A 26329-nucleotide genomic window follows, 5' to 3' on the forward strand; every position below is an offset into this window, starting at 1 on the left:
TTACATTTGGTTCATCATCTGGTACATCGGCATCAGCATTGACATGTAGACAATTAAAATCATACCGGCCACAACACCGTAAATGACAGGCTGGAGAATGCCGGTATACTTCGCCGCGTTTTGTTCAAGACGCTCCATCATAAACTGGCTGTACGTATAAAGTTCGCGGTGAAGCAGGCCGTTTGCCTGTCCGTGGCTGACTGCAGCCGCAAGGTCTTTTTCATAACACGGATGCCCAGAAAGAGCGGATTCTATGGTTTCTCCGGCTTTCAGACGTGTAATGAGCATCTCTGCTTCTTCTCGATAAAAAGGCAGAAAAGATTGTTCTTTAAAAGCTGTTAAGCTGTCATAGATAGAAAGGCCGGATTTCAGAAGACTGCTGAGCTGTAAAGAGAAAAAGTAGCTGTTAAAAAGAACGGCCGCTTTTCCCAAGAGGGGTATTTTCACAACAATCAGCATTTTATCTTGCGGGGACTTTTTCTTACATAAGAACCAAACGTACAAAAACAAGCAGAAAGCGGCGGAAAGCGCCAGTGCGCAGGCTTCATGAAAATGCCGAAAAAACGCAAAGATGAAAGCAGTCGTACCGGACGTATTCATATTCATTGATTGATAAATCCCAGAAAACTGCGGAATAATTAAACTTTGCAGGATATAAAACATGACACAGACGGAAAAAATTAAAAACATCGGATACCGGAGCATTTTTTTGATTTGATTCGTCTGCATGAGCTTTCTCTGTAATAATTCGCCGCTTTGTTTCATCGCCCCCGGCAATTCCCCGTGTTTCTCCGCGAAATAGCAGATAGAGACGGCTTCTTTATGAAAAGACAGTGCCTCAAGCACTTGGTAAAACGCATCACCTTCTCTCAGCCGGCGGATTCCTTCCTTCAGCTCTGCAAGCTGACGTTTATGCAGCTGGAGTTGCAGCAGTCTGAGCCCTTCAATCAGGCTGTATCCTTTTTCCGTCATTTCACCGAGCCTTTTCAAAAAAGCCGCTTGATCCTTCAACGGCCATGTTCGTTTAATCCGCTTCATGATACACCCACCGATCGTAATTGTCGGTCGTGACATAGCCGAGCGCGATTCCTTTTCTGATCAGCCTGCGGAGCGTCTGATATTGAAAATTGGCGTGCTCTCCCTTTGCTTCCTGAAAGCATTGGGTGAGGTTTTTCCCGTAGAGCAGTTCATAAATGCCCGCACGGCGTGTCTGCCTGTACATCCGGCAGTACACGGAACAGTTTTCCTCTTTGCAGAACGGACATGTTAAATCAACCAGACGCTGAGCGGCAATAGCAATGACGGTTTGTTCAATTTCTGTCATGTTCACGCCGAACTCCAGCAGCCTGTATATGGCGCCCTTAGCATCTCTTGTATGCAGGCTTGAAAGAACGAGGTGTCCCGTCATGGCCGCGCGGACTGCGATTTCAGCCGTCTCGGCATCTCTGATTTCCCCTAAAATGATCATATCGGGATCATGTCTTAAAATCGCTTTTAAACCGGCGGAATATGTGACTCCGGCTTTTTCATTCACCTGAACTTGCAGCACATCCTCATCTCTTGTTTCTACGGGGTCTTCAAGCGTGACAATCCGCCGGTTGAAATGCCTTTTTGCATAGTTGACAAGCGAGTAAAGAGTGGTCGTTTTTCCAGATCCGGTGGGGCCGGTAAACAGAAGCAGGCCGTGCGAATGCTTCAGAAAGGACAATAGTGCGGCGCCCGCCCCCCGAAATAAGGACAGTTTATCCAGAGGGGGAATCTGCCGCTTAGGCAAAAGCCTGATGACAAGACTTTCATCATTCATTGTCGGCAAGGTTGACATTCTCAAATGAACGGTTTCCGTCGGAAGCGGCAGAGACAATGACCCGTTTTGCGGCTTACGTCTTTCTCCTATATCCATGGCCGATAAAAACTTAAAATGAGAAATAAGCCTTACGCATTCCTCTTTTTTTAAGACTCTTTTTTTCTTTCACAAGAGCATGGCCGATGCGAAAATGAATGAAAGCATCCTTTTCTCTCGGCACAATGTGTATATCTGAAGCCCTTGCCGTATAGGCCTCGTTTATGATGTTCCTGCTATATGTTTCAATATTTTTCACAAGACTTCCCTCCTTCCGCACGTATTGTAAATCAGATACACAAAAGCCGGCAAAGGAGAGATTATGCGTTTTACAGTGTGTAAAACGTAAAAAAATAAAAAATAAGCCACCTGACATTGATTTACCGAATGAAATCCGGAACCATTCGGCCATTTTCAGCCATCAAAAAAAGCAGGCGTATGCCTGCTCTTCTTAGCGTTTCTTTTCTTTCCGCAAATATTTTTTTTGATGCTCCCTCAAAATGTCCCCTGTCCAGCCTTTCTGCCGCAGATAAATATAAATCAGCAGGGTTGATACAATAATGAGCACGATGGAACAAATATACGCATATTTCCAATGAAGCTCCGGCATGTTATCAAAGTTCATCCCCCAGAGAGCTCCAAGCGCCGTCATCGGTGTAAAGAGAGTTGTAAAGATCGTCAAGGCTTTCACAATTTCATTTCCTCTTTGGGAGGTAATGACTTCCTCGGCGTGCAGCAGATTGCTCAGTTCCTGATCAAACTCATTGATATATGTAATTCCTCTTTCCATCTTTTGGTGAGCTCTGAGGTAATCTTTCTGCCTGTCATTTTTCGGGAGAAAAGCTTCTTTTAAAGCCATTTCCACTTTTTGAGCCCCCAGTGTAAGGCCTTTCCAAATGAACAGCTCATGGCGCAGTTTATGCACATTTTCCAAGATTCCTTTGCTGTTGTCATCATGAATCTGCCATTTCAGCGTCCGCTGCTTGACTTCAAATTCATCCAGTCCGATCAGATAGGAATTCATCAGCTCTCCCAGCAGAACAAAAAAGCCTTCAATCGGATTTTCACAGGTTTGAATCTGCTGTGTGGCATGCTTTTCTTTTACACCGCGCAGCAGCGAAAAATCAAAATTAATTGTAAAAAAGAAGTCTCTCGTAATATAAAAGTGAAATACGGTATGGTTTTTTTCATCATCTAATCCTTGATGATAGATTAAAGAACCGAAAACCGCTTCATTATTCTGATCATTTGTATCTGAGCGCAGAAAGTTTATATGATTTTCATGTTCAAACCACTTTTCGCATTGCGGCCAGTGATTGTGATGGATCATTTTTTTCGCTTCTGTTTTTTCATGCGGACCGAGCTGGTACCACAGCCAGTCCGCTCCCGAATGTACCTTCATCTCTTGTCATCCTCCAGTATCGCTTTCTTGTTTTATTACCGTAAATGAAGCAGGCTAAACCAGGTTCGATGTTTGAGCAGCTTTCTACAGTGGTATTATTCCGAAAAAAGGGAGGTGCAAGCCTTCCTTCGCGGAAGGCGTTACATTGTATATCATCAAACTATCTGCCATCGTACTATTTATTTTATTAACGGCATGTTTTGTCGCCATAGAGTTTTCAATCGTTAAAGCAAGGCGCTCCCGCATTAATCAGCTCATTGAGGAAGATGTAAAAGGAGCAAAAGCAGCCAAGCATGTCATTACACACCTCGATGAATATTTATCGGCATGCCAATTGGGCATCACCGTCACCGCTTTGGGAATCGGCTGGCTGGGTGAACCGACAGTCAAAGCGATGCTTCAGCCGTTATTTTTAAAGACCGGAGTTCACGAAGCGGTTGCCCAAGTCCTGTCATTGATCATCGCCTTTCTGCTGGTTACATATGTGAATGTCGTTATCGGCGAACTCGCCCCGAAAAGTTTTGCTATCCAAAAAGCCGAGCGGATTACACTTTTGTCTGCCAGACCGATGATTTTGTTTTATAAGTTAATGTTTCCGTTCATCTGGCTGCTTAATCATTCCGCCCGCCTGATTACAGCCATGTTCGGCTTGAAGCCTGCTTCCGAACATGAAATGGCTTATACGGAAGAGGAATTGCGGGTGCTCCTTGCCGAAAGCTATCGAAGCGGCATGATTAAAAAAAGCGAGCTGCATTACGTAAATAACATTTTTACATTTGATAAGCGCACTGCCAAAGAAATTATGGTGCCCCGGAATGAAATGGTGAGCCTGCCGTTAGACAGCGGATCGGGACATATGCTCCGGGACATTATCAAAACAAATAAATATACCCGGTATCCCGTAGTAAAAGGAGATAAAGATCATGTAGTCGGCATCATCAATATAAAAGAAGTTTTATTCAGATTCCTGTCAGAAGGAGCGGCGTTTACAAAACACGAACTCAGCCCTTACATCCAGCCGGCGATCCATGTGATTGAGACGATTCCGATTTATCAATTATTCGTTAAAATGCAGCGGGAACACGCCCATATGGCCATTCTCATTGATGAGTACGGCGGAACCGCGGGATTAGTAACGGCGGAAGATATCATTGAAGAGATTGTCGGCGAAATCCGCGACGAATTTGATACGGACGAAACACCTTCTGTTCAAAAGCTTGGGAAGAACCGTTATCTCCTGAACGCCAAATTGCTGATCAGTGACGTCAATGATGTACTCGGAACAGAGATTACGGCTGATCAAGTCGATACACTCGGGGGCTGGTTTCTTACTCAGCATATTGACGCGAAGCCCGGGAGCACCATTGATTTTGAAGGCTACACATTTACGGTAAAAGAAATCGACAGCCATCATATCATTACGATTGAAGCTGAAAAAGCTGAATAGCTGAGGGAGACATCCCTCCCGGCCATTCAGCTTTTTATCATCTTAATGATTCTTTTACGATAAATCCGTTTTTTGCCAGCGCTTTCGCCAGACTCTGCTCCGTTTTCACCTGAGAAAAATCGATGCCGAGCTTCACGACGGTCTGCGCGATTTCCGGCCTGATGCCTGAGATTGTCGTTTCTATGCCAAGAAGTTTTGTGCTGTCAATCACTTTAAAAATCTGATAAGCGACCATCGTATCCACAATCGGCACACCTGATATATCTAAAAATAAATAAGAAAGACGGAGTGAAGAACATTGGTCAAGCACCGATTCCAAAATCATTTTTGCCCGGTAGGTGTCAATTTCGCCGACGAGCGGCAAAATTCCAATACCGTCGGCAATCGGCATAATCGGCGCGCTTAGTTCGTTAATCATTTCTTTTTGGGCGTTTAATTGTGTAACCGTCACTTTATAATATTCCTCTGTAAATACTTCAATCATATGGTCAATTGCTTTGTTCAGCTTCTCTCCCCAATGGAATACCGCATTCGCCCCAGGCTTCTCAGACATTGTTTCACAGCACGTCTGTATGCGGTTCCAGACCAATCTCCGGAATTCTTTAAAGCTCGTGACGCTTTCATAGACCGGTATTTCATGGACGGCCCGGTCCCTTGCGAACTGAAGCGCCCATTTCGTCAGCTCCTCTTCCCCGCCGTCTTTTTCCGATAAAATGCCGGCAACGATTTCAATTAACAGACGGTGCTGCATTTCCGCTTTCTGATCATCTGTAGGCCGCCCCGATTTTGGTATGAGCAGCCACTGGCGTGTGATTTCACCTGATTCTTCAATTAAGGTTCGAGATAATGCTTCACTCAAATGTTTCACGGGTCTCCTCCATTCAAATTCCTTTGTATGTATAAATCGGCGCCGGACGCACATACTGTAATTACATCCGATGGGCTATAGCCAAGCGGTAAGGCAATGGACTTTGACTCCGTGATCGTTGGTTCGAATCCAGCTAGCCCAGTCCCGCAACCGCAAAAAACGAAGATTAGCTGATAAATTTTGATCAGCGGATCTTCGTTTTTCTCTTATGATACAGATTGATGTACCGTTTTTTTCTTCGTCAGCTTCATCAGTTCTCCCGGATTGTATCCGATAACGAGCTTATTGCGATCGATCAGAATCGGACGCCGCAGCAGTTTCGGCTTCTCAGTCAAAAGCTTCAGCACTTCATTTACAGTCATTTCTTCAATGTTCAGGTTGAGATTTTTAAATGTTTGACTTCTCGTCGCCAATATTTCATCAATTCCTTCAGTCGTTAATGATAAGATCTGCTTCAATTCATCAATTGTCGGTGTCTCCCTGAATAGATGGCGCTCTTGAAAGTCAACATTGTGGGCTTTTAACCAATGTTTCGTTTTTCGGCATGATGTGCAGCTCGGGTATGAATAAAAAATAAGTTCTTTCATTTTTAAAAATTCCTCCCTCGGATAATCCGTCTCTTTGTTAACATAAGTACCCTGAACTTTTTTTCATTAAACATATTTCAAAAAGATTTTTCGGATCTTTTTCAGAGAGCGGCATAAGATATAAAACACAGGGAAAGACATAAATTCCACAATAAATATAATCATGAAAATGTTTACATTTTGAGTGCCGATCTATTATAATAAACTTCAGATAGACTCTCGGGAGGGGATAAGGAATGAATCGCATGTTCCGGGTGTTAGGATTTTGGACGGGGATATTTGCAGTCATGTTCTTTTTAGGGGGCATGAAAGACGCTTCACTTTTGTTTTTTGGACAGACGATCTTTTTCGTATTTCTTTCTTATTTGAATCTGACTGAGCGGATGTATATTTATATTTTCGGAGCTTACTTAACCGTATTTTTCGCCGGATTTACATATTATTCTATTTTTATTATGACACCGGGCGGCGGAACCCACTGACAGAAAAAGACAGACCGATTATGGTCTGTCTTTTTTCATTTACAGTGAAAAACCATTGATAAACGGGTTTCGCTCCTGCTCTGTCTGAATATCCGTTTCCGGCCCGTGCCCGCTTAACACAAGTGTATGCCCGGGAAGCGTGAGCAGTTTTTGATGAATGGAATCAAGCAATACGTCCTGACTTCCGCCGTGTAAATCAGTTCGGCCGATGCCTCCCTGAAAGAGCACATCACCTGAAATCACCAGATCCGCGTCCTTCACATAATAAGAAACGCTTCCCGGTGAATGTCCCGGCGTAAACAATGTCTCCAAATGGAAAGGCCCGATGTCCAATATGCCGTCGCCTTCAATCAGCCGTTCGGCGGGCCGTGCCGTTACGGCGATGCCCCGCAATATGCCTGATCCGTTTAAGGAAGAGTCCTCCAGCCACTTTTCTTCATTTTTGTGAAGATATACGGGAACATCCCATCTGTCTCTTACTTCGTCAAGCGCGCCGATATGGTCAAAATGGGCGTGCGTCAGTAAGATGGCCAGCGGCTTCAGATTGTTTTCTTTTATGTAATTGTTGATTTTGTCCGCTTCCCCGCCCGGATCAAAAATAAGACAGGACTGATCCTCACTGACAAGAAAATACGCGTTTGCCTGAATCGGACCGGCCGGCATTCGTCTCCATTTCACTTTCATCACCTCTTTATGTATATGCCCTTATTATGAAGGTTTTCTGCGGAATATTCAATGAATGCGGCCGGGAAAACGCTATCGACAAACAAAATGAAAACGGTTAAAATGAAATGGAAAGATTTTCAGGTTCCAATGACAAAGGAGGAGCATGATGTTACTTGTTGTAATCTTCGGCCTTGTCGCATTATTAGCTGTATTAGGAGTCCTGCGGGCTGTCAGACAGAGAAATATCCTGGGATTTTTGTTAGCCGCCGCCACGCTGGGCGTGTTTGGCTGGTTTACCGTAATGACCGTTGTAACCAGCGGCTATCCGACTGCACATTAAAAGCCTGTATCCAATGGATACAGGCTTATTTTTTATTGCTGCAAATGTTTGTTGACACTTTTGATTTTGCTCTCCAGCGTCGTTTCTTTATCACGTCTGTCATCAATGCGGATATTTGTCGCCACTCTGTGCAGCCCTTTTTGGAACGGGGCTTCGTGAATGTCCTGAATGACTGCGAATAAGTCGCTCAGCTCACCTTCAATCAAAGTGTTCATCGGCGTGAGCTGAAATTTGATTTTGCCGGCAGCTTTGTAACCCTCCAAAATGTTTTGCACATCCGCTACATACTCACTGACGCTCGGTGTTTTTGTTCCGATCGGAATGATTGTCACATCTGCAATTGCCATTTGGTTCAAACTCCTTTTTCATTTGTTATGATTGGTTCTGTCATGCCTGTTTTCAGTGAAATCAGACGGTCATACGTAAAGCCGTATAAAGCGTATTCCCCGTTCGGAGAGATCTGAATCGGCTCCATTTCCGTGTTTTTGAGCACCGTCCGCTCCCGTTCGTCTCCTAAGTCAAAGCTGATCAGATTGTAAGAGCGGCCTTCAGGCTTGAATATGTAAAACCGCTTGTGTGTCTGATCGTAATCATACTCCATCGGCGCAAAGCTCTCATACTTTTCTTGGAGAGGAAAGCGGTGCGTCACGGATGCCGGCTTTTGGAAAAGGAACTCGCCGTCTCCGTCCGATTGATCCGTTTGTCTGACGGCAATCGTCATGCCCGGGCGGGAATCGGCCCAGATGACGTGATGAAGCACTCTTTTTTCTTTTTTCGTCTGCAAGTCATAAGAATATAAAGGACCCTCTTCCTCCGTTTTTCCTTGCTTGATATATTGGAATTCATCAGTGGAGGTCCAATGGACAAAAGGGGCCTGAACGGGACTCTTTTTTAAAATGCCATTGTTCATATCGGCCGTATAGGCAGTGAAGTCCCATGTTTCAGTAAAAACGGTAATCATCATTTGATACGGGTCATACGGATTCCAAGCCGTCTCCAGCTCATAAGAGTTAAAGGCTTTGTGATAAAGTCTTTTCCCCTGCTTGTTCATAAGCACAAGCTCAGTCTGACCGCTGCTTGTCACCTGTACGAGAATCAGCTGTTTTTTCCGGCTGATCTTTACATTGACAATATTGCCCTTTGTTTCATAGAGCCGTTCGGATTTTCCGCTGAAAAGATCATATTTCATCAGCTGATGATGTGCTGTATACAGAATCGTTCTGTTATCCAGCCATCCTTCCGTTTTCTCCGCTTCCTTTTTACTGAGCGGAACGATTTTCTGTTCTGCCGATTTTGCCGAAACGCCTGTGTCTTGCTGCTGATGAGATGGTTCACAGGCCGCTAAACACAGAACGAATGCGGACAGCAGAACACAAACCAAGTATCTCACCAGCCTTCCCTCCATTCTTTTCTATTGTCCCATATTTGTTTATGTAAACAAATGAGAAATTTCACAGATGTCTCAAAAAACAAGCGACCTCCACAAAATACCTTCCGTCGCTTGATAAATATCAGCAAACTGATGAAAAGGCAAAGGGTTTTTTCCCTTTCCGAGCTCAATGGTATAGCCCTCTTTTCCATACTGCTGTATAAACCAATCCCTAAAACCGGCATGGCTGTCAATGGTTTTAACGCCTTGATAGCGGTTTCCGCTTATCGCTTCAAACTCCCGAATCATCCGGGATGATTGCTCCGGTTCACATCCTTCGTATCCCCAATAAATCTCTTCTCCCTGCGTATGAAGCGCGATCAGCCTGTCAGGCGGCTGCTCCGTTATCAGCCGGTGCATCGCCTGCGCCTCCGGTTCAGTGAGCGGCGCCGTCCCCGGAAAATCACGATATGAAGGGGCCTTCGGTTTGCGCCTCTGTTCAATATCCCAATTGGATGGGAAATGTTTATTTAAATCCACACCGTTTATATTCGCCTTCCATTCGCGGAAATCCGGGCGGTGCTCATTTAATTGATTAAGAAATTCATTTTTTTCTGATAAATCTTCACATCCGTAAAGTACGAGATCAACACCGTCGGGATTTACGAGCGGAACGAATGACAATGATGTCAGGCTGAATATATCAAGCGCAGAGTGCCCGAAAACGGTTTTATTTTCGCATAATGCCGCGCAATATTCTTTACACCATTTAAGCGCGACCGAGGTGGTGATCCATTCATTGGCATGAAATGAGGCATTTACATGGACTTTTCTTTCAGCCGTATCCGCACCTATTTTCAGCTCATAAAGCGGCTTTCCCAATACGGAACTGCCGATTTTACGGCACGTGACAAACGGAAAGACATCCGTTATTTTCTCAATTTCTTCATAAACCGATTGGGACCCGTACACCTTTTCTTCCTTCACCCATTGATCAGCGGAAAGAATCCTTTCACAGTGCCGGATGTATCGCGAAAGCCCGCTCAGCGTCTCAAGCGGCGGACCCTCTGACTGCCCGCTCACGGCAAAGCCGGGACACAATAAATCATCATTTTCCGCCGTTTTATCAGCGGCTTTCAACAGTTTTTCATCAATTGAAAGCACCTTTGCAATATCTTTCATATGCTGTTTCAATTCAGGTTTGACACGAATTCCCGCCATGTTCATCCCCCTTTTTTAAAAACTATATGCCAGGGGAGATAAAAAAAGAAAGCCGCCCGCGATATGGGCAGGCAGACTTTCTTCAGCAGTTTTGATGTTTGAGCCATTCATTTTTGGCAATCCACGCCCCGCCGATGACTCCGGCGTCATTTCCAAGTGCCGCAATCGAAATATCCGCCGCTTCCGCAGAACGCGGGAATGCGGTGATTTTGAAAGTCTCTTCCACTTTTGACCGCAGGATTTCACCCGCTTTAGACACGCCTCCGCCGAGCACGATTTTCGTCGGATTCATGGCGCTTGCCAGATTTCCGAGCACGAGGCCTAAATGTTTTGCGACATAATCGACGACTTCAAGCGCTGTCTTATCCTGCTGTTTAGCCGCTTCGAACACGTCACGTGCCGTCAGATCATCCACTTGTAAGAGCGAAGAGTCGGAAACCGCCGCAAGCTTTTCTTTCGCGATGCGGACGATGCCGGTTGCGGACGCAATCGTTTCGATGCAGCCGGATTTTCCGCAGTTGCACGGAGCTCCTCCTTCCGGAATACTGCAAATATGACCGATTTCTCCGCCGGCCCCGTTTTTACCGTGAACGATTTCTCCGTTGACGATGATGCCTCCGCCGACTCCGGTTCCGAGCGTCACTAAAATGACATCTTTGGCCCCGTCACCTGCACCCTTCCACATTTCTCCGAGCGCCGCGATATTGGCATCGTTTTCAATGACGGCCGAAATACCCGTTTCCGCCTCAAGATGGTCTTTCAGCGGATAGTTTTTCCACCCCATATTTGTCGTCTCATAGACCATCCCCGTCGCCATTTCCACGGGTCCGGGCGCTCCCATTCCGATCCATTTTACGATCCGTTTCGGCTTGTTCAGTTCTTCCAGCTTCTGATCAAGCGCTTTGGCGATCGTGACCGTAATTGTGTTTCCTGATTTATCGGTCGGAACTTCCCATTTATGCTGAATTTCACCGTACATGTTGATGAAGGCCAGCTTGATGGTTGTCCCGCCAAGATCAATCCCCGCAAACCATGTATCTTCCATAATAATCTCCTTTTCTTATTAAAATCCTGCTGTGTTATCTGCCTTTGATCCGCTCCGATTCTCTCTGAAGAACTCCGGCGGCTTTTTGCCATACTTCTCTTTCAATCACGTTTGACAAGTACATTTCCTTTAATTCATCTTTCATAAAGTCAATTTCGGCTTGTCTGTCACCGAAATAAACGATATGTCCGAATGACTTAAACAGCTGCTGCACGTCATAAAATGAATTCATCTGCTTCACCATTTCTATTCTTCTTAGTATAAGCGTATTTCATCACTGATCCGGGCGTCAAGCAAAAAACGATTGGAGAAAATATCCTTGTATTATTTTCATAAATTGTATATTCACAATTGTAAAAAAACACTCATTTAAGCGTTTTTCTGTTACAATACTTTCGTGCCCAAAAGCACAAAAGGATTAAAGTTTGATGGGGTGTTGTTTTGAAACAAGAAAAAAGGCTGACGTTCATCTCAGCCATCAGTTTATTTGTCTTGATGTTAGCAGTCATTATGTCCTGCCTGTTTTTCTTTCATACAGAGCCGCATATGCCGCTGTTCTTTTGCGTCATTATTCTGTCTCTGGCAGGTTTGTGGCTCGGTTTCTCGTGGGAGAGTCTTGAAAAAGGAATTGTCAGCGGATTGAAAAACGGTGTGCAGCCGATTATCGTACTGGCTTTGATCGGTATGCTGATCGGCGCCTGGATGTACAGCGGCGCCATTCCCACCGTCACCGTTTACGCTTTGTCAATTATACAGCCGAGTCAGCTGCTTTTGACCGCATTATTTTCCTGCATGATTATCAGCACGCTTGTCGGCTCAAGTCTGACAACTGTCAGTACAATCGGCGTCGCGCTGTTAGGGGTAGCAAGCGCGGCGGGAGTTCCGCTCGAATGGACGGCGGGAGCAGTCATTTGCGGGGCTTGTTTCGGTGATAAAATGTCACCGATGTCCGACACGACGAATTTTGCCGCCGGAATCGGCGAAATTCCGATTTTTAAGCATATTCGCCATATGATGGGCACTACCGTTCCGGCACTGCTGATCACGATTGTTCTTTTTTATATTCTCGGTTCATCGGTTTCAATAAATGCCGCTTCAACGCAAAATATTGAGGCGGTCATTTCCGGAATGAAAGAGGCCGTGCACATTACGCCTTGGTCGCTTCTTTCACCTCTGTTGGTGATCATTTTAGCTGTGAGACGGGTTTCCGTGATTCCGGTGCTTACCGCCGGTATTATTTCCGCAGGGCTTCTGACTGCTGTTTTTATTCCTGACAGCAGCATTCAAGGATTTATATCCGCCCTGCAAAGCGGGACGGCGTTTAAAACCGGCGACCAGGCTGTGGCCAGCATTATCAACAGAGGCGGGCTCCAATCGATGATGGGATCAGTCTCTCTGATCATGATCGCCTTTGCGCTCGGCGGCCTGATGGAAAAAACGGGCCTGATCGCGGCGCTGCTTCAAGGATTGATAAAAGGCGTGCATACGAAAGGACGTCTTGTCATGGCGACCGTCTTCTCAAGTATAGGCGTAAACCTTGCGACAGGTGAGCAGTATTTGTCGATCTTAATTCCGGGTCAATCTTATAAACCTTTATATGACAAGCTCAGCATTAAGCGGATTCACCTTGCGCGGTCGCTTGAGGACGGCGGAACATTGATCAACCCGCTGATTCCCTGGGGAGTAAGCGGCGCTTTTATGGCAAGCGCATTAGGGGTTCCCGTCATCGACTACCTGCCGTTTACCTTTTTCCTGTACATTTCTCCTATGATCTCAATTCTGCTCGGTTTCCTGAAAAAAAGCTGACAATACGAGAAAACCTGCCGTTTTTTACCGGCAGGTTTTCTTATGCAAAAAATCCCGCTGAAAAACGGGATTTGTTTAAAATGCCTGCTGAATGAATTTGTTTCTGATAAACGGTATTTTTAAAAAGAAATGAATGAATGACCGTCTGATCCCCGGCTGGCTGAGCACGCTGTTCATCAGACGGTAGCGGTTTTGGTAAACGGCTAAAACAGATACGGCGCATAATGAGTAGATCAACAATTTTTTCATCTTATCCCTCCTGCCCCTATCGTTTGTCAAACAGCGAGAATTATTCCGGTGCAAGAAGTTTTTTATGCGATTAAGCGATGGTTTCAGATTCAGTCACGATCTTATCGACCGGAATATCGTGGGGCATGCGGGGAATGCGGTCTGTCAGCTGGCAGTCAAAGAGAAGCGACACGGTACGGCCTTTATAACCGGAGAGGTACCGATCATAATATCCTCCGCCGTATCCGATTCTGAAGCCTTCCCGGTCAAAAGCCACACCGGGCACAATCACAAGGTCAATGTCTTTTTGGGCGGCTTTTTCCGTCTGGCTCTCGATCGGTTCACTGAGGCCCGCATATACGGTTTCCAGCTGATCATACGCAGAAAATGTACGGAACTCCATCGCTCCCGTCCGCGGAAAGCATTTTGGGATACAGACTTGTTTTTTCTCTTTCCAGGCCTGTTCAATAATCGGCCGTGTCGGAATTTCCAGGCGTGTCGAGATGGTAACGGCGATCACGCGGGCCTGTTTCCATTCTTTTAAAGAAAACAGCGTTTCACGCATGCTGCGGCATTTTTTCTCCCATTCACTTTCTGTCATGTCAGAAAGCTTTGCTTTGATAGCGGTTCTGATTTGTGCTTTCACGTTTCTCAAACCTCCCTGAAAGACAAAAAAGCCAGAACTTTATTGAAAGCTCCAGCTTTTTCCGCTGTTTTAAACAGCTTATTTTGTTTCACGGTGTAACGTAGATTTTTTATCACGTGGGCAATATTTTTTAAATTCAACGCGGTCCGGATTGTTGCGTTTGTTCTTTTTAGAAATATAGTTACGCTCACCACATTCAGTGCAAGCCAAAGTAATATTAACGCGCATTATTTTCCCTCCAAACTAAATATCATTTACTTATTCAGACTTATATATAATACCACTATAATGGACGGAATGCTAGAGTGATTTACATGAAATGTTGTTTAAGTGCAGAAAACATCAGTTTATGCTTCTGATCCTCTGAATGAGCTTGCATCAGATGAAGGGAAAATATGACGAAACAGGACAAAAAAGGACTTTCTGATACGAAATCTATAGAGAAATAACCGTTTGCTCCCCGAATAAAAAAGATTTCCCGACAAAATTCCGTTTTTTTCTCTATTTCCTTTAGAATGGCGGCGTTTTATGGTATAAAAAAGAAGGGCAAATTAATAATAGAAGGTGATGAAACGTGGAAATTGCTATTATTGCGTTGTTTATCGTCAGTATAGCGCTTATTGCATTCTCATATTCTCAAAGAGATCCGATGAAAGACGTGGAACAGGAGCTTGAAACGCTTCAGCTTTCCGCCATGCAGGAAATTTACAAGCTGAAAAAGAAAATGACGGTGCTTGAAGAAGAATTGCTGGAAACCAACCTCGTGATCCGCAAAGCCAAAAGCAGCGGCATTAACCAAAAAATCGCCAAACAAATCATTTCAAAATATAACAACGGAATGTCTGCGGAAGCCATCGCAAAAGCGGAGCACGTGTCTGTCGAGGACGTCAATACCATTATTAAAGATAATGAGAAGGTGCTCGTATGACAAAACGGGGCATTCAGGCTTTTGCAGCAGGCATGATTTTAGCGACGGCCGTTCTCGCCGCTGTCTTCTATTTGACTGACCATGACCAGGCAGCCGCCGTTAAAACCGAAAAAACAGCATTGACAGAAAAAGAAGTAAACAGCTACCTCGACGATCAGCAAAAAGTCTCCGTCAACCGGGATGACTATCAAAAACTGCTTGATTCTAAAGAAAAATCGTTAAACAACGACCAAAACACAGACGCCAAAAAGAAAAAAGTAACATACAAACTGACGATTAAAGACGGAATGAGCACTGCTGATGTGTCATCCATTCTTGAAAAAGAAGGGATTATTCCTTCAGCGAAGGACTTTAATGATTACGTCATTGACGCAGGCTACCATAAAGAAATCCGGGCCGGCCATTTCAAAGTCGACTCAGATATGAGCTTTAAAAAAATCGTCAAAACATTAACCCGCTAAAAAAGCTTGCAGGCATCGTCCATTCAGATGGATACGGCCGGCAGGCCTTTTTAATAAGGAGTATAAAACGGACCCAGTCAATGGCCGGGCCCGTTTTTTTCATCCGAATTTTCCGGTGATATAATCATGTGTTTTTTGATGATCCGGCTGAGAAAATATTTTGCCCGTATCGCCCCACTCTACCAGTTCGCCCATATAAAAAAACGCGGTTTGATCAGAGACCCTCGCAGCCTGCTGCATGTTGTGCGTCACAATGACGATTGTATACTTTTCTTTCAATGTCAAAATCAGCTCTTCTATTTTCCGCGTGGATACGGGGTCGAGAGCGGACGTCGGTTCATCCATCAGAAGGACGTCCGGTTTTGTGGCGAGCGCCCTTGCGATGCACAGCCGCTGCTGCTGACCGCCTGACAGTGAAAGCGCCTGCTGGTGAAGGCGATCTTTCACTTCATCCCAGAGCGCAGCTGCCTTTAAAGATTCCTCGGCGATTTCAAGCAGTTTCTTTTTATTTTTTTCGCCGTGAATTCTCGGACCGTACACGACATTCTCAAATATCGACTGGGGAAACGGATTGCCTTTTTGAAACACCATACCGATCTGTTTTCTTAATTCTGCCGCATCCGTCTTTTCTTTCAGCAGATTGCGCCCGTTATAGATCATGTCGCCTGTCACTTTGACATTCGGGGCCATTTGCAGCATTAAGTTTAATGTTTTAATAAAAGTGGATTTCCCGCAGCCGGACGGACCGATGATCGCAGTTACCTTCCGCTCCTCAAAACCGATCGTAATGTCTTTTAAAGCCTGGTGGGCTCCGTACCATACGTTCATGCCGTGAATATCAAATAAATTCTGTGTGTGCACCGCTTCCTTCACAAGGCTCACAGTCCTTCCCCCTATCCGAACTTTCCGTTAATGTAGTCATCTGTCTTTTGCGCTTTAGGACTCGTGAAAATTTGTTCTGTCTGCCCGTATTCCACCACTTCCCCGTTTAAAAAGAAAGCCGTTCGGTCAGACACCCTAAGTGCCTGCTGCATGTTATGCGTAACGATAATAATCGAATAATCTTTTTTCAGTTCTGTCAAAAGCGTCTCGATTCTGGCGTTTGAAATAGGGTCCAGAGCTGAGGCCGGTTCATCTAAAAGTAGCACGGCAGGTTTCATCGCAAGCGTACGGGCGATACAAAGACGCTGCTGCTGGCCGCCTGATAACGAAAGAGCCGATGAATGAAGCCGGTCTTTGACTTCATCCCAAAGCGCCGCCTTCGTTAAGCTTTCCTCGACCGCATCATCCAAAACGGCTTTCCTGCGTTCCCCCGCATACTTCAGCGCATGTGTGATGTTATTGTAAATGGATTTCGGGAACGGATTCGGTTTTTGAAACACCATACCGATCTCCCGTCTGAGAGACACGACATTAATCGCTTCCCCCAAAATATTCAGCCCTTCATAAAGGATCTCTCCCTCGCTTCTTGCAAAAGGAATGGCATCGTTCATTCTGTTAATCTGTCTCAAAAATGTTGATTTCCCGCAGCCGGACGGACCGATCAGAGCCGTCACCGCATGTTTTTCAATATCCATGTTCACATCTTTAACCGCTTGTTTGTCACCGTAATAAATTGATAAATGCTTCACTTCCAAAATTGAAGACTCCGGCGAACGCTTTGTCTGTTCCGCTTGTTCCCTGATGATGTGATCAATCATGTTTTCGCCTCTTTCCGATTAATTTGCCGTAAGCTTTTTATAAATGACAGATCCGAGCCATCTTGCACAAAGGTTAAACAAGAGCACCGAAATCACCAGCACCGCCGAGCCGCCGTTTGCAATCGCTTCGGCGTCAGGGATGATTCCCTGCGTATTGACACTCCATATATGAACCGCCAGCGTCTCAGCCGGCCTGAAAATGTTGAAAGGAGATGATTCAGAAAACGGGTTCAAATCCGTAAAGTTCAGCCGCGGCGTTGTCAGTCCCGCTGTAAATAACAATGCGGCCGCTTCTCCGAATACTCTTCCGGATGCGAGAATGGCACCGGTTAAAATCGAAGGAATCGCACTCGGAATCAGCACCGTTTTGACGGTATGCCATCTCGATACGCCTAAAGCGAGAGAAGCTTCTTTCAGCTCCTTAGGAACTGCAGTGAGCGCACCTTCCGTCACCCGGACCATAACGGGAAGGTTAAAAACCGTTAATGCGAGCGCGCCCCCGATAATCGTGTAGCCCCATCCGGTCAGGTTTACAAACATCAGCATGCCGAACATCCCGATGACAATGGACGGAAGCGAAGACAGAACCTCAATACACGTTCTGATAAAATCAGTGATTTTATTTTGGGGCGCATATTCAGCCATAAAGACGCCGCCCCCCACACCAAGCGGTATCGTGATCAGCATGGTGATAAACAGAATGTAAAAGGAGTTAAAAAGCTGATCCCGTATTCCGCCGCCTGACGCAATGGCGCTCGATTTTGACGTAAGAAAATGCAAGGAGATTTCAGAGACGCCGTGAATAAGAATGTACAAAAACAATCCTGCCAAAATCGCCGCAATTACAGCGGCGCATAACCCGAATACACCGGTGGCCAATTTATCCGTTATTTTCCGGTTCATTACACTTTCCTCCTAGACGACAAGTAGCGTATGAGCAATATAAACAGAAACGACATGATGAGTAGAACAAGCCCCATAGACCATAACGTATTATTTTCAATACTGCCGTATGTGGTATGGCCCATGTTTAACGTAATAATCGTCGTTAATGTTCCCGCCGTATCAAGCAGGCTTTCCGGCAGAAGCTTTGTATTTCCGATAACCATCTGTACGGCTAGTGCTTCTCCGAACGCTCTTGCCATCCCGAGCACGACAGCGGTCAGCAATGTCGGAAACGCCGCCGGGATAAGCACCTTTCTGATTGTCTGCCACCTCGTCGCACCAAGCGCGTATGAACCGTCGCGAAGGTGTTTCGGAAGTGACGCTAGCGCATCAGCGGAAATCGATGTAACAGTCGGCAGAATCATCACCGAAAGTACAATCGTCCCCGCCAGAAGGCTGTGACCCGTTCCGCTTGATTTAAAAGAGCCGATAAACGGAACCAATACTGTAAGACCTATGAATCCATAAACGACGGACGGAATGCCGACAAGCAGCTCAATTACCGGCTGCAGCACCTTTTTTCCCCAAGTCGGCGCAATTTCCGTCATAAACACGGCACCCGCAATACCGAGGGGCGCTGCGATCAGAGCGGACAGAACCGTGACCGCAAATGATCCGAAAATAAAAGGCAGCGCGCCGAACTCAGGTTTTGCCTGGGTTGGATTCCAATTCAGACTTGTTAAGAACTCAATCGGGCTTACACCATTTACAAAAAAAGATTGCAGCCCCTTTATGCCGAGAAAAATTGTGATCGCCGCTGATGCCGCAATGATAATCGCGGCACACACAGACACAATCACCCTTCCGCGGACTTCATCCATTTGCCTGTTTTGTTTTGAGCTTATTAAGCGTTCGCTTACAGACTCTTTTTCTCTGTGATTTATCATTTGTTTACACTCCTATAAAGAAGAAGAGGCGGGGAGCCCGCCCTCCCCTCAGCTTTGCTTGCCGTTTGCGTCACGTGTGACTTTCATATCAGAGATCGGAATGTAGCCTTGATCTTTTACGATACTTTTCTGTACTTCATCGCTGTTCATATAGTCAAGAAACATTTTTGTAAGGCCTGACGCTTCACCTTTCGTATAAGAGTGCTCGTAAGCCCAAATCGGATACTCGCCTGTGACGACGTTTTTCTCTTCCGGTTTGATGCCTCCGATCGATAAAGGCGTTACTTTGTCATCGTTTATATAAGAGAATGCCAGATAACCGATAGCTCCCGGCGTTTCCGCAATGATTTTTTTGACTGTATTGGAGGAATCCTCTGTGATGCCCTCAGCAGGATCTGCTCCGTCAAGCGCGTATTTGACGAACGTAGCGCGTGTTCCTGATGAATCAGGACGGTTCACGAGTGTAATTTTTTGATCTTTACCGCCAAGCTCTTTCCAGTTTTTAATTTTTCCTGTAAAGACGTCTGTCAGCTGTTTTTTGGTTATATCCTTTACGCCCGCACCGGGGTTGACCGCAGCCGCCATCGCCACTACCGCTACTCGGTGGTCTTTTAGGGCTTTCGCATCAATGCCTTCTTTTTCTTCAGCAAAGACATCTGAGTTGCCGATTTGCACTGCCCCTTCAGACACTTGCGAAAGACCTGTTCCTGAACCCCCCGCTTGCACCTGCACATCAGCATCCGGATGTTTTTCCATAAACTTTTCCGCCGCTGCCAGTACTAACGGCTGCATGGCTGATGAACCAGAAATGGTTAAAGAACCTGATGCTTTTTTATCCTCACTTGCAGATTGACTGTCTGTCTTGCCGCTTTCCTTTGCATTTCCGCATGCTGCAGCAACAATCATAACAGCAGCCATCAGAAGCATAAGCATCCATTTGTTTTTTTTCATTTCCTGAATTCCCCCTGCATTTAATGTGTAATTTGTCCTACAGGTCTAGAGTAAAGGGTTCTTGTAAAATGCGTATAAATCAAGTGTTAAGGTTTTGTAAATCCGGATGTTTTTTTGTATAAAAAAAAACGCTCACAGGTTGTGAGCGTTTTTCTGTTAGTGATTTGTATTGCCGTTTTCAGCGTCTTCCTGAATTTTATCTTCGTTTTTCTGCTTCGTATTATTATCTTCTTGTTTCTTTTTCAGCTCAAAGTATTTGTCCAGAGCTGCTTCCCCGATGTCATTAGTTATTGAATACCTGTCATTGTAATTTTCATAAGCCCATGGAACCACTACCGAAATAGCAACTTCAGGATGATCTGCAGGAGCATAAGCCACCAAAGTTGTGTTATAAGTAGAAGCACCAGTTCTTGATTTTATAGGTCCATCATAGAAAGCTTGTGCTGTTCCGGTTTTACCGGCTGGGTGATAACTTTTATTAGCAAAATTTGCTCTCGCAGTCCCTTGAGCTCCATTCATAACAAGTTTAAAACCTTGCTGAACACGTTTAATTTCACTTTCCGTCATATCAAGACGGTTCATCACTTCCGGATTAACAGATTCAACGACGGCCCCGATACCTTTTTTTGAAGGTTTTCTTACTTCTTTCACGACTTGGGGCTTCATACGATAGCCGCCATTAGCAATGGTCGATACATACTGAGCCATTTGAAGCGGAGTGTATGTGTCATATTGGCCGATCGCAAAATCAAGCAAGAAACCTGACTGTCTTTTAGTTCCCACATATCCTGTAGCTTCGTTAGGCAGATCAATTCCTGTTTTTACCCCTAAACCGAATTCACTGAAGTAATAACGAAATTTATCAAATGCGCTGTAATCAAGCGGAAGTGAATGTCCTGATATATATTTACCCTTACCAATTGCAATCGCAGTTTTGAACATATAAACGTTAGATGAACGCTCAAGTGCAGTTAAATCATTTATCGGCCCCATTACACTTACCGATTTTTTAGGAGGGGAGCCTTTAATATTTAAAACTTCATCCGTAAATATATTTCCGATTTTAATAGCACCTGTTTGATAACCTGTTAACAATGTTGCCCCTTTTACAGCTGAGCCCATGTTATAAGAGGAAGTCATTGTTCCTAGTGCATAATCATCAATTTTATATTTGCCGCCTGCTTGTTTAATCTGTTTACCCGCCATTGTAAGCACTTCTCCATTACGGGGATCCATCATTACGACAAATGCTCTGTCAAGCAACTGTGTACTCGGTCTTGCCTTTGCAGCCCTTAAATTTTTCTCAATAATTTTTTCAACGTCTTTTTGCAATTCGGTATCTATAGTGAGCACTAAATCATCCCCGGCTTTACCTTTTGAAACCGTTTCTGTATCTGTTACGTTTCCAGAGGAATCTGTCACATTTCTCACTTTCTCTTTTTGGCCCTGCAGCAGATTTTCATATTGATACTCTAAATAACTTTTTCCTACTCTGTCATTCCTGCTGTAGCCGAGTGACAAATAATGCTCAAGAAGATTTGAAGGGAGTCCCTCATTGGAGCTCGAGACACTGCCGAGAACTGATTTTAACAACCCTTTATTTGGATAAGACCGTTCCCAGTCAGACGTCACGTCAACTCCCGGCAGTTCATCCAAATGTTCGCTGACGACGGCCATTTCTTTTGCCGACACCCCTTCATTTTTGATGTATTGAGGCGTCAGTGAGTAGCCTGAATCCATCTGCCTTTTGATCGCAAGGATCTGCATGTCTTTTGAAGTGAGCTCATTCAGCTGTTTGTCTGTGATGCGTTTCAGCTGAAGCTGATATAAATCATCTTCAGACAGTTTTTTGTCTTCAGCTTTTTGCTTTTCTTCGGCCGTAATCAGTTTTTTCGCTTCATCAGGCCTGGTTAACATCCAATAGTCTTTTTTATCCCGCTCAGTCACCTTTTTGGTGCTTACCTTAATCATACCCGACAGTTTTTTTGCGATTTTTAAACGCTGCGCCTGGGTGGTTGAGGCTGAACGTGTATATGTAATCGCATTTAATGCTTTATTCGTTACGATGGGATTTAGGTTCCGGTCGTATATTTTCCCTCTCGGAACCGCCGTGCTGACATCAGACTCCTCCTGCTTATTAGCGGCGTTTTTATAATCATCACCCTGAACGATCTGCTTGATGCCAAGCTCGACGATAATCCAAGTGAAAATAAGAAACGCGGCCAAAAACAAAAAATTAAGCCGGATCGGCAGTGATTTTTTCTTTTCTTTATTTACAGCTATTTTCTTTTTATTTCTCCTCATGACATCACCTTTTCTTATTTACAGAAAGAAATGACACCTTCTGTTCAGGTGCCATTTTTCATTCTAAAGGTTTTTTCGATATTTTTCTACAGATAACCCTTTTATCTTTCTCCTTTTATAAAATTCGGTTCCGCCGCCTGTTTTTGTCGGTCTTCTTCTACTGTTTCATCAGAAGTTTCCGTATCCAGTTTGATGTCTTTTATAAAGTAATAAATCAGCGGATGGCCGGCTCCGAGCAGCACGAGCGCCGCCGGTATTCCCACTTTTTCCTTGAACAATGTAACGATTACAAGGAAACAAAGGATGGAAACGATCCGGCCCGCATTTAAAAATAACTCCCTGAGCACAATGTATTCAATTCTGGCTTTTCTGGCAAGCCGCGCCCGGCCTATCACATCATATGTAAGCGAGACATACGGCACGAGCAGAACTGGATAGCCGATCGCAATAAACACTCCGTACAAAAGGAGCGTCGTGAAGCTCATTTTAAAAATGATGAGAAACAGGGCGCCGTACAAGATCAATCCGCCGATAAGAATCGCCTTTTTCCGCGCTCTTTTTTTGATGAGCCTTGATGCAAAATAATAGGCAAAAAAAGAAACCGCGGAATTGACGAGACCGAATGTTCCGAGCGCCAGCTCACTGTTTGTCGCAATGAATACAAATACGCTGATTAAAAAAACAAAAATCCCTTCTCTCAAGCCTTGAAAAAAGTGCGCGTTGGTAATCCGGCGCCAATTCAGATTCGTGTGGCGCTCATCAAAAACTTTTTTCAGCATAAACCGGCCTTTCGACTCCCTCCGCTTCAGAAAAAAGCTCATGACCACGGCAAGGGCAAATAAGCCGAGCGACAGGCTGAAAATGATTGTATAACCCGTATTGTTTTCAAGTCTTGAAATGACATATCCGGCCACAATCGGACCGATCATGCCCGCCGATGAAGACAAAATGCCTAAAAACCCGTTAAAAAAATCTCTCGTTTCCGGTTCCGTGATTTCGAAAGTCAGCACATTAAAAGCCAGCCAGTAAAAGCCGTATCCAACTCCGAGCACGGCCCCTATCAAAACGAGACGGGAAGCCGCAGTTTCTCCGGCAAGCAGCACACTTAAATAAAAAGCGGCCAAAAAGATAACGCCGAACCTTAGAATAAACACCCTGTCAATTTTTTTAGCCAGCCGGCCCGCCAGCAGAAAGGTAACCGGCTGCATCGTTACGACCGACAAATTGTATATGGCCAAATCAATAAATTTTCCCGACTGCTTCCACAAATACACGTTGACAAATGTATTTGACAGCGCGATGCCCAATGAGTAAAGGCCGCCAATCGTCAATAACAGCAGCAGCCCTTTATTTATTTCGATGTCGCCGATAATTTTTTTTATTTTGCTCATCATTGACTCCCCTTTACTACACATTAGTTTGTCTCACTCAAACTGAGATATGTAAAAGGAATCAAAGTCAATAAAAAAACAAGGCCTCCCGCGGGAGACCTTGTGATCATTCAACTCAATTATTTTGCTTCGCTGTAAAGACGGGCAACTTCATCCCAGTTCACAACATTCCAGAAAGCTGAAATGTAATCAGGACGGCGGTTTTGGTAGTTCAGGTAGTACGCATGCTCCCAAACATCAAGACCGAGAACAGGTGTTTTACCTTCTGAAAGCGGTGAATCTTGGTTTGGCGTGCTTGTAATTTCAAGTTTGCCGTTGTTTACAACGAGCCAAGCCCAGCCTGAACCGAAACGGCCTGCAGCTGCTGCGGCGAATTTTTCTTTAAATTGATCGAAGCTTCCGAACGTGCTTTTGATCTCTTCAGCAAGCTCACCAGTCGGTTCGCCTCCGCCGTTCGGAGATAAAAGAGTCCAGAATAAAGAGTGGTTTGCATGTCCGCCGCCATTGTTGCGGACTGCCGTGCGGATGTCCTCCGGCACTGCGTTCAAATCAGCAACAAGCTCATCTACAGATTTCTCTGCAAGCGCAGATCCTTCGATCGCTTTGTTGAGGTTTGTCACGTATGTGTTATGGTGCTTCGTATGGTGAATCGTCATCGTTTCCTTATCGATATGAGGTTCTAAAGCATCATAAGCGTAAGGCAATTCTGGAAGTTTGTAAGCCATAATTTTTTCCTCCTTTAAATATATGTACTGAAATGCCGCTTAACGCGAACTTTTCTAATCTCAATGTAACAAAAGAAAGCGTGGTAATCAATGAAAAAGCTCACAATCCGGCGATTCCAGCAGACATATTACACTTTATCCGTTCACGGCCGAAATTAAACCTTTCTAAAGCACCGTCCATAAGAAATACCCGATCATAAAGAGCTGAATGACGCCTTTTGCCGCCACGCTTGTTAAAAAGCCGATTAACGAGCCGAGCCCCACTTTTGCCGCGGACTTGATATCCTTTTGATGAACAAACACCTCAGCGCAGAGAGCACCGATAAACGGGCCTAATATAATGCCTGCCACGGGAATAACGAAGGGCCCGATCAATAATCCGATCGTGCTTCCCCAGATTGCCGCCCTGCTTCCTCCGTACCTTTTAACGCCAAGTAAATTTGACACATAGTCAGCTGCGAATAAAACGGCCGCAAATACCGCCTCAATGAGCCAAAACAGGTAAGAATAAGGACTGAAGGAAAACAAAAATCCGTAGAGAAGAAAACCGGCCACAATAAAAATAACGCTTGGAATCACCGGATATACAAGCCCGATAAAAGCAATGACGAAGACCGCAATGATCATCAGCCAATACAAAACACTCATGACAAAAACACCCTCCTTTGTTTTGCGGGCGATCACCGCTTCCCGCTTTATCTTATTATGTATGATTCCTTATCACCGCTTTAAATACTCTCACTTGTGTTCATCCCCTGTGAACGATACAATAAGCAACATATACCAGTTTAGGCTAGGAAGTGAAGATGTTGAACATATTTACGGCTTTATTGAAAAGTACATACTCTCCGGCGGATATTGCAAAAACACGGTTTCAGGGGATAGGAAAAGCGATCCTTTATGTATTTTTGCTGTCTGTCCTTTTTACGCTGCCAAGCGCTTATTACCTTTGCTCCGGCACCGTAAACTCAATGAACGGTTTCAAAACCGTGTTAAAGAAAGATTTCCCTGATTTCAGCATTTCAAACGGAGAATTGCAGACGAAAGCGTCCGCCTCTAAGGAAACGGAAGCGAACGGGTTCGTCATCGTGTTTGATCCGACAGATGCTTACGGCGCTAAACAAATAGCGGCGAAACAAAATGCGATCGGCATTTTGAAAAATAAAATGGTGCTTGCTGTAGACGGACAGGCGACAGAAATGAATTATTCGCTGATGCCTGCTGATATCACAAAAAAAGAAATCATATCAGCATTAAACCAAAATAAAACGATGATCGTCACCGTCCTGTCCGTTTTGCTGTTCATCATGACAGCGGCCGGAAAATTCATTGAAGTATCATTTCTCGCCGTCATCGGCCTCATATTGAAAAATGCGCAAAGAAAGACATTGAATTACCAGCAGCTCTGGAAGCTTTCGGCTTATTCCATTACACTTTCGACCATATTCTTTACGATCATGCGCGCGCTTGTTATTACGGTGCCGAGTGAATTTTTAGTGAATTGGTTTGTAAACTTTATCATCCTTTTCCTCGTCTTAAAAGAGATACCGCCAAGAAAAACAGCTGTGTAACAAAGACTGCCCCCGGCGGTCTTCTTTTTTGTCATGAACAAAATGGGACAAGCATACAATGAAGTAAAAATGTATGCGGGAGGCGGTTGGAATGAAGCGGCTTACTTTTGTATTCGGCAGTTTATTTGTGATATTCATTATCTTTTACGATCTTAAAATCGGCACGATCCCTTCTCAAGACCTTCCAGCATACGCAGCGGCGGCGCAGCCAGCCCAACAGGAAACTTCATACAGAACGGTTACGGTCAAAAAAGGCGATACGGTGATGTCGATAGTCGGCGCACATAAAGCGCCTGATGATATTGTACAAGATTTTGAAGCGCTGAATCCGAATGTAAAAGCAAACGCCATTCAGGCAGGCACCGCTTATAAATTCCCCGTCTACCGCAATTAAACGTTAATTTCTTGTCAGTTCGGCAAATACACTGTTACAATATAACATGTAAATAGAAGTTGCCTGACATGTAAAAGGCTCAGCCTGCAAAAGCGGTAACTACAATTAAGGAGCGATTGACAAGT

30 protein-coding genes, 1 tRNA gene and 1 pseudogene are annotated in these 26329 nt (G+C 44.8%); 9 read left to right on the top strand and 23 right to left on the bottom strand.

Features of this window, described 5'->3' with window-relative positions:
- From comGB to NYE36_RS13115, 3 genes and pseudogenes are all read right to left on the bottom strand, one after another.
- Positions 1-1038 (bottom strand): competence type IV pilus assembly protein ComGB, encoded by a 1038-nt coding sequence (gene comGB, locus NYE36_RS13105; protein WP_015417819.1) that lies wholly within the window; start codon positions 1036-1038, stop codon positions 1-3.
- Positions 1025-2099 (bottom strand): annotated as a pseudogene (gene comGA / locus NYE36_RS13110) (competence type IV pilus ATPase ComGA). The gene comGB and the pseudogene comGA overlap by 14 nt, the downstream one beginning before the upstream one ends.
- A 192-nt stretch (positions 2100-2291) precedes the next feature.
- Positions 2292-3242: a magnesium transporter CorA family protein gene (locus tag NYE36_RS13115; RefSeq protein WP_015417820.1), complete on the bottom strand. Its 951-nt coding sequence runs from the start codon at positions 3240-3242 to the stop codon at positions 2292-2294.
- A gap of 145 nt (positions 3243-3387) precedes the next feature.
- Here NYE36_RS13115 and NYE36_RS13120 point away from each other — a divergent pair, with 145 nt between their 5' ends.
- Positions 3388-4689, top strand: coding sequence for a hemolysin family protein (locus tag NYE36_RS13120; protein ID WP_012117986.1), 1302 nt, complete (start codon positions 3388-3390; stop codon positions 4687-4689).
- Between the two features lie 37 nt (positions 4690-4726).
- Here NYE36_RS13120 and NYE36_RS13125 read toward each other — a convergent pair whose 3' ends face one another.
- A complete protein-coding gene (locus tag NYE36_RS13125) occupies positions 4727-5557 on the bottom strand; it encodes an STAS domain-containing protein (protein WP_039254482.1) in 831 nt (276 codons plus the stop codon).
- 71 nt (positions 5558-5628) lie between these two features.
- Between NYE36_RS13125 and NYE36_RS13130 the strand changes: the two genes are divergently transcribed.
- A tRNA-Gln gene (locus tag NYE36_RS13130) sits at positions 5629-5699 on the top strand.
- Positions 5700-5763: 64 nt separating this feature from the next.
- Here the strand turns inward: NYE36_RS13130 and NYE36_RS13135 are convergent.
- Positions 5764-6144 carry a Spx/MgsR family RNA polymerase-binding regulatory protein gene (locus tag NYE36_RS13135; RefSeq protein ID WP_003153079.1) on the bottom strand — a complete coding sequence of 127 codons (381 nt, stop codon included), beginning with the start codon at positions 6142-6144 and terminating at the stop codon, positions 5764-5766.
- 236 nt (positions 6145-6380) lie between these two features.
- Here NYE36_RS13135 and NYE36_RS13140 point away from each other — a divergent pair, with 236 nt between their 5' ends.
- Positions 6381-6626: a DUF2626 domain-containing protein gene (locus NYE36_RS13140; protein WP_003153078.1), complete on the top strand. Its 246-nt coding sequence runs from the start codon at positions 6381-6383 to the stop codon at positions 6624-6626.
- A 39-nt stretch (positions 6627-6665) separates the two neighbouring features.
- Here the strand turns inward: NYE36_RS13140 and NYE36_RS13145 are convergent, their stop codons facing one another.
- Positions 6666-7304 carry an MBL fold metallo-hydrolase gene (locus NYE36_RS13145; protein ID WP_003153077.1) on the bottom strand — a complete coding sequence of 213 codons (639 nt, stop codon included), beginning with the start codon at positions 7302-7304 and terminating at the stop codon, positions 6666-6668.
- A 154-nt stretch (positions 7305-7458) separates the two neighbouring features.
- Between NYE36_RS13145 and NYE36_RS13150 the strand changes: the two genes are divergently transcribed.
- Positions 7459-7632 carry a DUF2759 domain-containing protein gene (locus NYE36_RS13150; protein ID WP_003153076.1) on the top strand — a complete coding sequence of 58 codons (174 nt, stop codon included), beginning with the start codon at positions 7459-7461 and terminating at the stop codon, positions 7630-7632.
- Between the two features lie 32 nt (positions 7633-7664).
- Here the strand turns inward: NYE36_RS13150 and NYE36_RS13155 are convergent, their stop codons facing one another.
- The 5 genes from NYE36_RS13155 to NYE36_RS13175 form a co-directional block, all read right to left on the bottom strand.
- Positions 7665-7979 (bottom strand): MTH1187 family thiamine-binding protein, encoded by a 315-nt coding sequence (locus NYE36_RS13155; protein WP_061860712.1) that lies wholly within the window; start codon positions 7977-7979, stop codon positions 7665-7667.
- A gap of 5 nt (positions 7980-7984) precedes the next feature.
- Positions 7985-9022, bottom strand: a complete 1038-nt coding sequence (locus NYE36_RS13160) for a hypothetical protein (RefSeq protein WP_015417823.1) — start codon at positions 9020-9022, stop codon at positions 7985-7987.
- 72 nt (positions 9023-9094) lie between these two features.
- Positions 9095-10222 carry a M14 family metallocarboxypeptidase gene (locus NYE36_RS13165; protein WP_015417824.1) on the bottom strand — a complete coding sequence of 376 codons (1128 nt, stop codon included), beginning with the start codon at positions 10220-10222 and terminating at the stop codon, positions 9095-9097.
- An 82-nt stretch (positions 10223-10304) separates the two neighbouring features.
- Positions 10305-11267 carry a glucose kinase GlcK gene (gene glcK / locus NYE36_RS13170; protein ID WP_015417825.1) on the bottom strand — a complete coding sequence of 321 codons (963 nt, stop codon included), beginning with the start codon at positions 11265-11267 and terminating at the stop codon, positions 10305-10307.
- 34 nt (positions 11268-11301) lie between these two features.
- A complete protein-coding gene (locus tag NYE36_RS13175; RefSeq protein ID WP_015417826.1) occupies positions 11302-11511 on the bottom strand; it encodes a YqgQ family protein in 210 nt (69 codons plus the stop codon).
- A 197-nt stretch (positions 11512-11708) separates the two neighbouring features.
- On the opposite strand from NYE36_RS13175, the gene nhaC reads away from it, so the two are divergent.
- Positions 11709-13073 carry a Na+/H+ antiporter NhaC gene (gene nhaC, locus NYE36_RS13180; RefSeq protein ID WP_094032242.1) on the top strand — a complete coding sequence of 455 codons (1365 nt, stop codon included), beginning with the start codon at positions 11709-11711 and terminating at the stop codon, positions 13071-13073.
- Positions 13074-13148: 75 nt separating this feature from the next.
- On the opposite strand, the gene NYE36_RS13185 is transcribed toward nhaC, so the two are convergent.
- The 3 genes from NYE36_RS13185 to rpmG form a co-directional block, all read right to left on the bottom strand.
- Entirely contained in the window at positions 13149-13322 is a 174-nt protein-coding gene (locus NYE36_RS13185; protein WP_007408311.1) for a hypothetical protein, read from the bottom strand.
- A 70-nt stretch (positions 13323-13392) separates the two neighbouring features.
- Entirely contained in the window at positions 13393-13947 is a 555-nt protein-coding gene (locus tag NYE36_RS13190; protein ID WP_033574145.1) for a 5-formyltetrahydrofolate cyclo-ligase, read from the bottom strand.
- 78 nt (positions 13948-14025) lie between these two features.
- Entirely contained in the window at positions 14026-14175 is a 150-nt protein-coding gene (gene rpmG / locus NYE36_RS13195; protein WP_003153056.1) for a 50S ribosomal protein L33, read from the bottom strand.
- 346 nt (positions 14176-14521) lie between these two features.
- On the opposite strand from rpmG, the gene NYE36_RS13200 reads away from it, so the two are divergent.
- A complete protein-coding gene (locus tag NYE36_RS13200) occupies positions 14522-14875 on the top strand; it encodes a hypothetical protein (RefSeq protein ID WP_003153047.1) in 354 nt (117 codons plus the stop codon).
- Positions 14872-15336 (top strand): endolytic transglycosylase MltG, encoded by a 465-nt coding sequence (locus tag NYE36_RS13205; RefSeq protein ID WP_007408308.1) that lies wholly within the window; start codon positions 14872-14874, stop codon positions 15334-15336. Before NYE36_RS13200 ends, NYE36_RS13205 begins: the two co-directional genes overlap by 4 nt.
- A 99-nt stretch (positions 15337-15435) precedes the next feature.
- Here NYE36_RS13205 and pstB (NYE36_RS13210) read toward each other — a convergent pair whose 3' ends face one another.
- From pstB (NYE36_RS13210) to NYE36_RS13250, 9 genes are all read right to left on the bottom strand, one after another.
- Entirely contained in the window at positions 15436-16218 is a 783-nt protein-coding gene (pstB, locus tag NYE36_RS13210; RefSeq protein WP_003153040.1) for a phosphate ABC transporter ATP-binding protein PstB, read from the bottom strand.
- 11 nt (positions 16219-16229) lie between these two features.
- A complete protein-coding gene (gene pstB / locus NYE36_RS13215; protein ID WP_007408307.1) occupies positions 16230-17036 on the bottom strand; it encodes a phosphate ABC transporter ATP-binding protein PstB in 807 nt (268 codons plus the stop codon).
- 18 nt (positions 17037-17054) lie between these two features.
- Complete coding sequence (pstA, locus tag NYE36_RS13220) at positions 17055-17939, bottom strand: phosphate ABC transporter permease PstA (RefSeq protein WP_007408306.1); 885 nt, start codon at positions 17937-17939, stop codon at positions 17055-17057.
- Entirely contained in the window at positions 17939-18868 is a 930-nt protein-coding gene (gene pstC, locus NYE36_RS13225) for a phosphate ABC transporter permease subunit PstC (RefSeq protein ID WP_012117997.1), read from the bottom strand. The genes pstA and pstC overlap by 1 nt, the downstream gene beginning before the upstream one ends.
- 48 nt (positions 18869-18916) lie before the next feature.
- Positions 18917-19819 carry a phosphate ABC transporter substrate-binding protein gene (locus NYE36_RS13230; protein ID WP_039254459.1) on the bottom strand — a complete coding sequence of 301 codons (903 nt, stop codon included), beginning with the start codon at positions 19817-19819 and terminating at the stop codon, positions 18917-18919.
- A 156-nt stretch (positions 19820-19975) separates the two neighbouring features.
- Positions 19976-22123 carry a penicillin-binding protein 2 gene (locus NYE36_RS13235; RefSeq protein ID WP_039254457.1) on the bottom strand — a complete coding sequence of 716 codons (2148 nt, stop codon included), beginning with the start codon at positions 22121-22123 and terminating at the stop codon, positions 19976-19978.
- A gap of 101 nt (positions 22124-22224) precedes the next feature.
- Positions 22225-23514, bottom strand: coding sequence for an MFS transporter (locus tag NYE36_RS13240; RefSeq protein ID WP_012118002.1), 1290 nt, complete (start codon positions 23512-23514; stop codon positions 22225-22227).
- A gap of 119 nt (positions 23515-23633) precedes the next feature.
- Positions 23634-24239: a superoxide dismutase SodA gene (gene sodA / locus NYE36_RS13245; protein WP_003153025.1), complete on the bottom strand. Its 606-nt coding sequence runs from the start codon at positions 24237-24239 to the stop codon at positions 23634-23636.
- A gap of 165 nt (positions 24240-24404) precedes the next feature.
- The gene (locus tag NYE36_RS13250; RefSeq protein WP_007408301.1) at positions 24405-24887 is read right to left on the bottom strand and encodes a DUF456 domain-containing protein; all 483 of its coding nucleotides are present in this window, start codon (positions 24885-24887) and stop codon (positions 24405-24407) included.
- A 161-nt stretch (positions 24888-25048) separates the two neighbouring features.
- Here NYE36_RS13250 and NYE36_RS13255 point away from each other — a divergent pair, with 161 nt between their 5' ends.
- Together NYE36_RS13255 and NYE36_RS13260 are read left to right on the top strand one after the other, a co-directional pair.
- Positions 25049-25810: a DUF1189 domain-containing protein gene (locus NYE36_RS13255; RefSeq protein WP_012118003.1), complete on the top strand. Its 762-nt coding sequence runs from the start codon at positions 25049-25051 to the stop codon at positions 25808-25810.
- Between the two features lie 91 nt (positions 25811-25901).
- Entirely contained in the window at positions 25902-26204 is a 303-nt protein-coding gene (locus NYE36_RS13260; protein ID WP_094032241.1) for a LysM domain-containing protein, read from the top strand.
- Positions 26205-26329 lie beyond the last annotated feature (125 nt).

This window comes from Bacillus sp. FSL R5-0593 (assembly GCF_038603755.1).
Classification (GTDB): domain Bacteria; phylum Bacillota; class Bacilli; order Bacillales; family Bacillaceae; genus Bacillus; species Bacillus velezensis.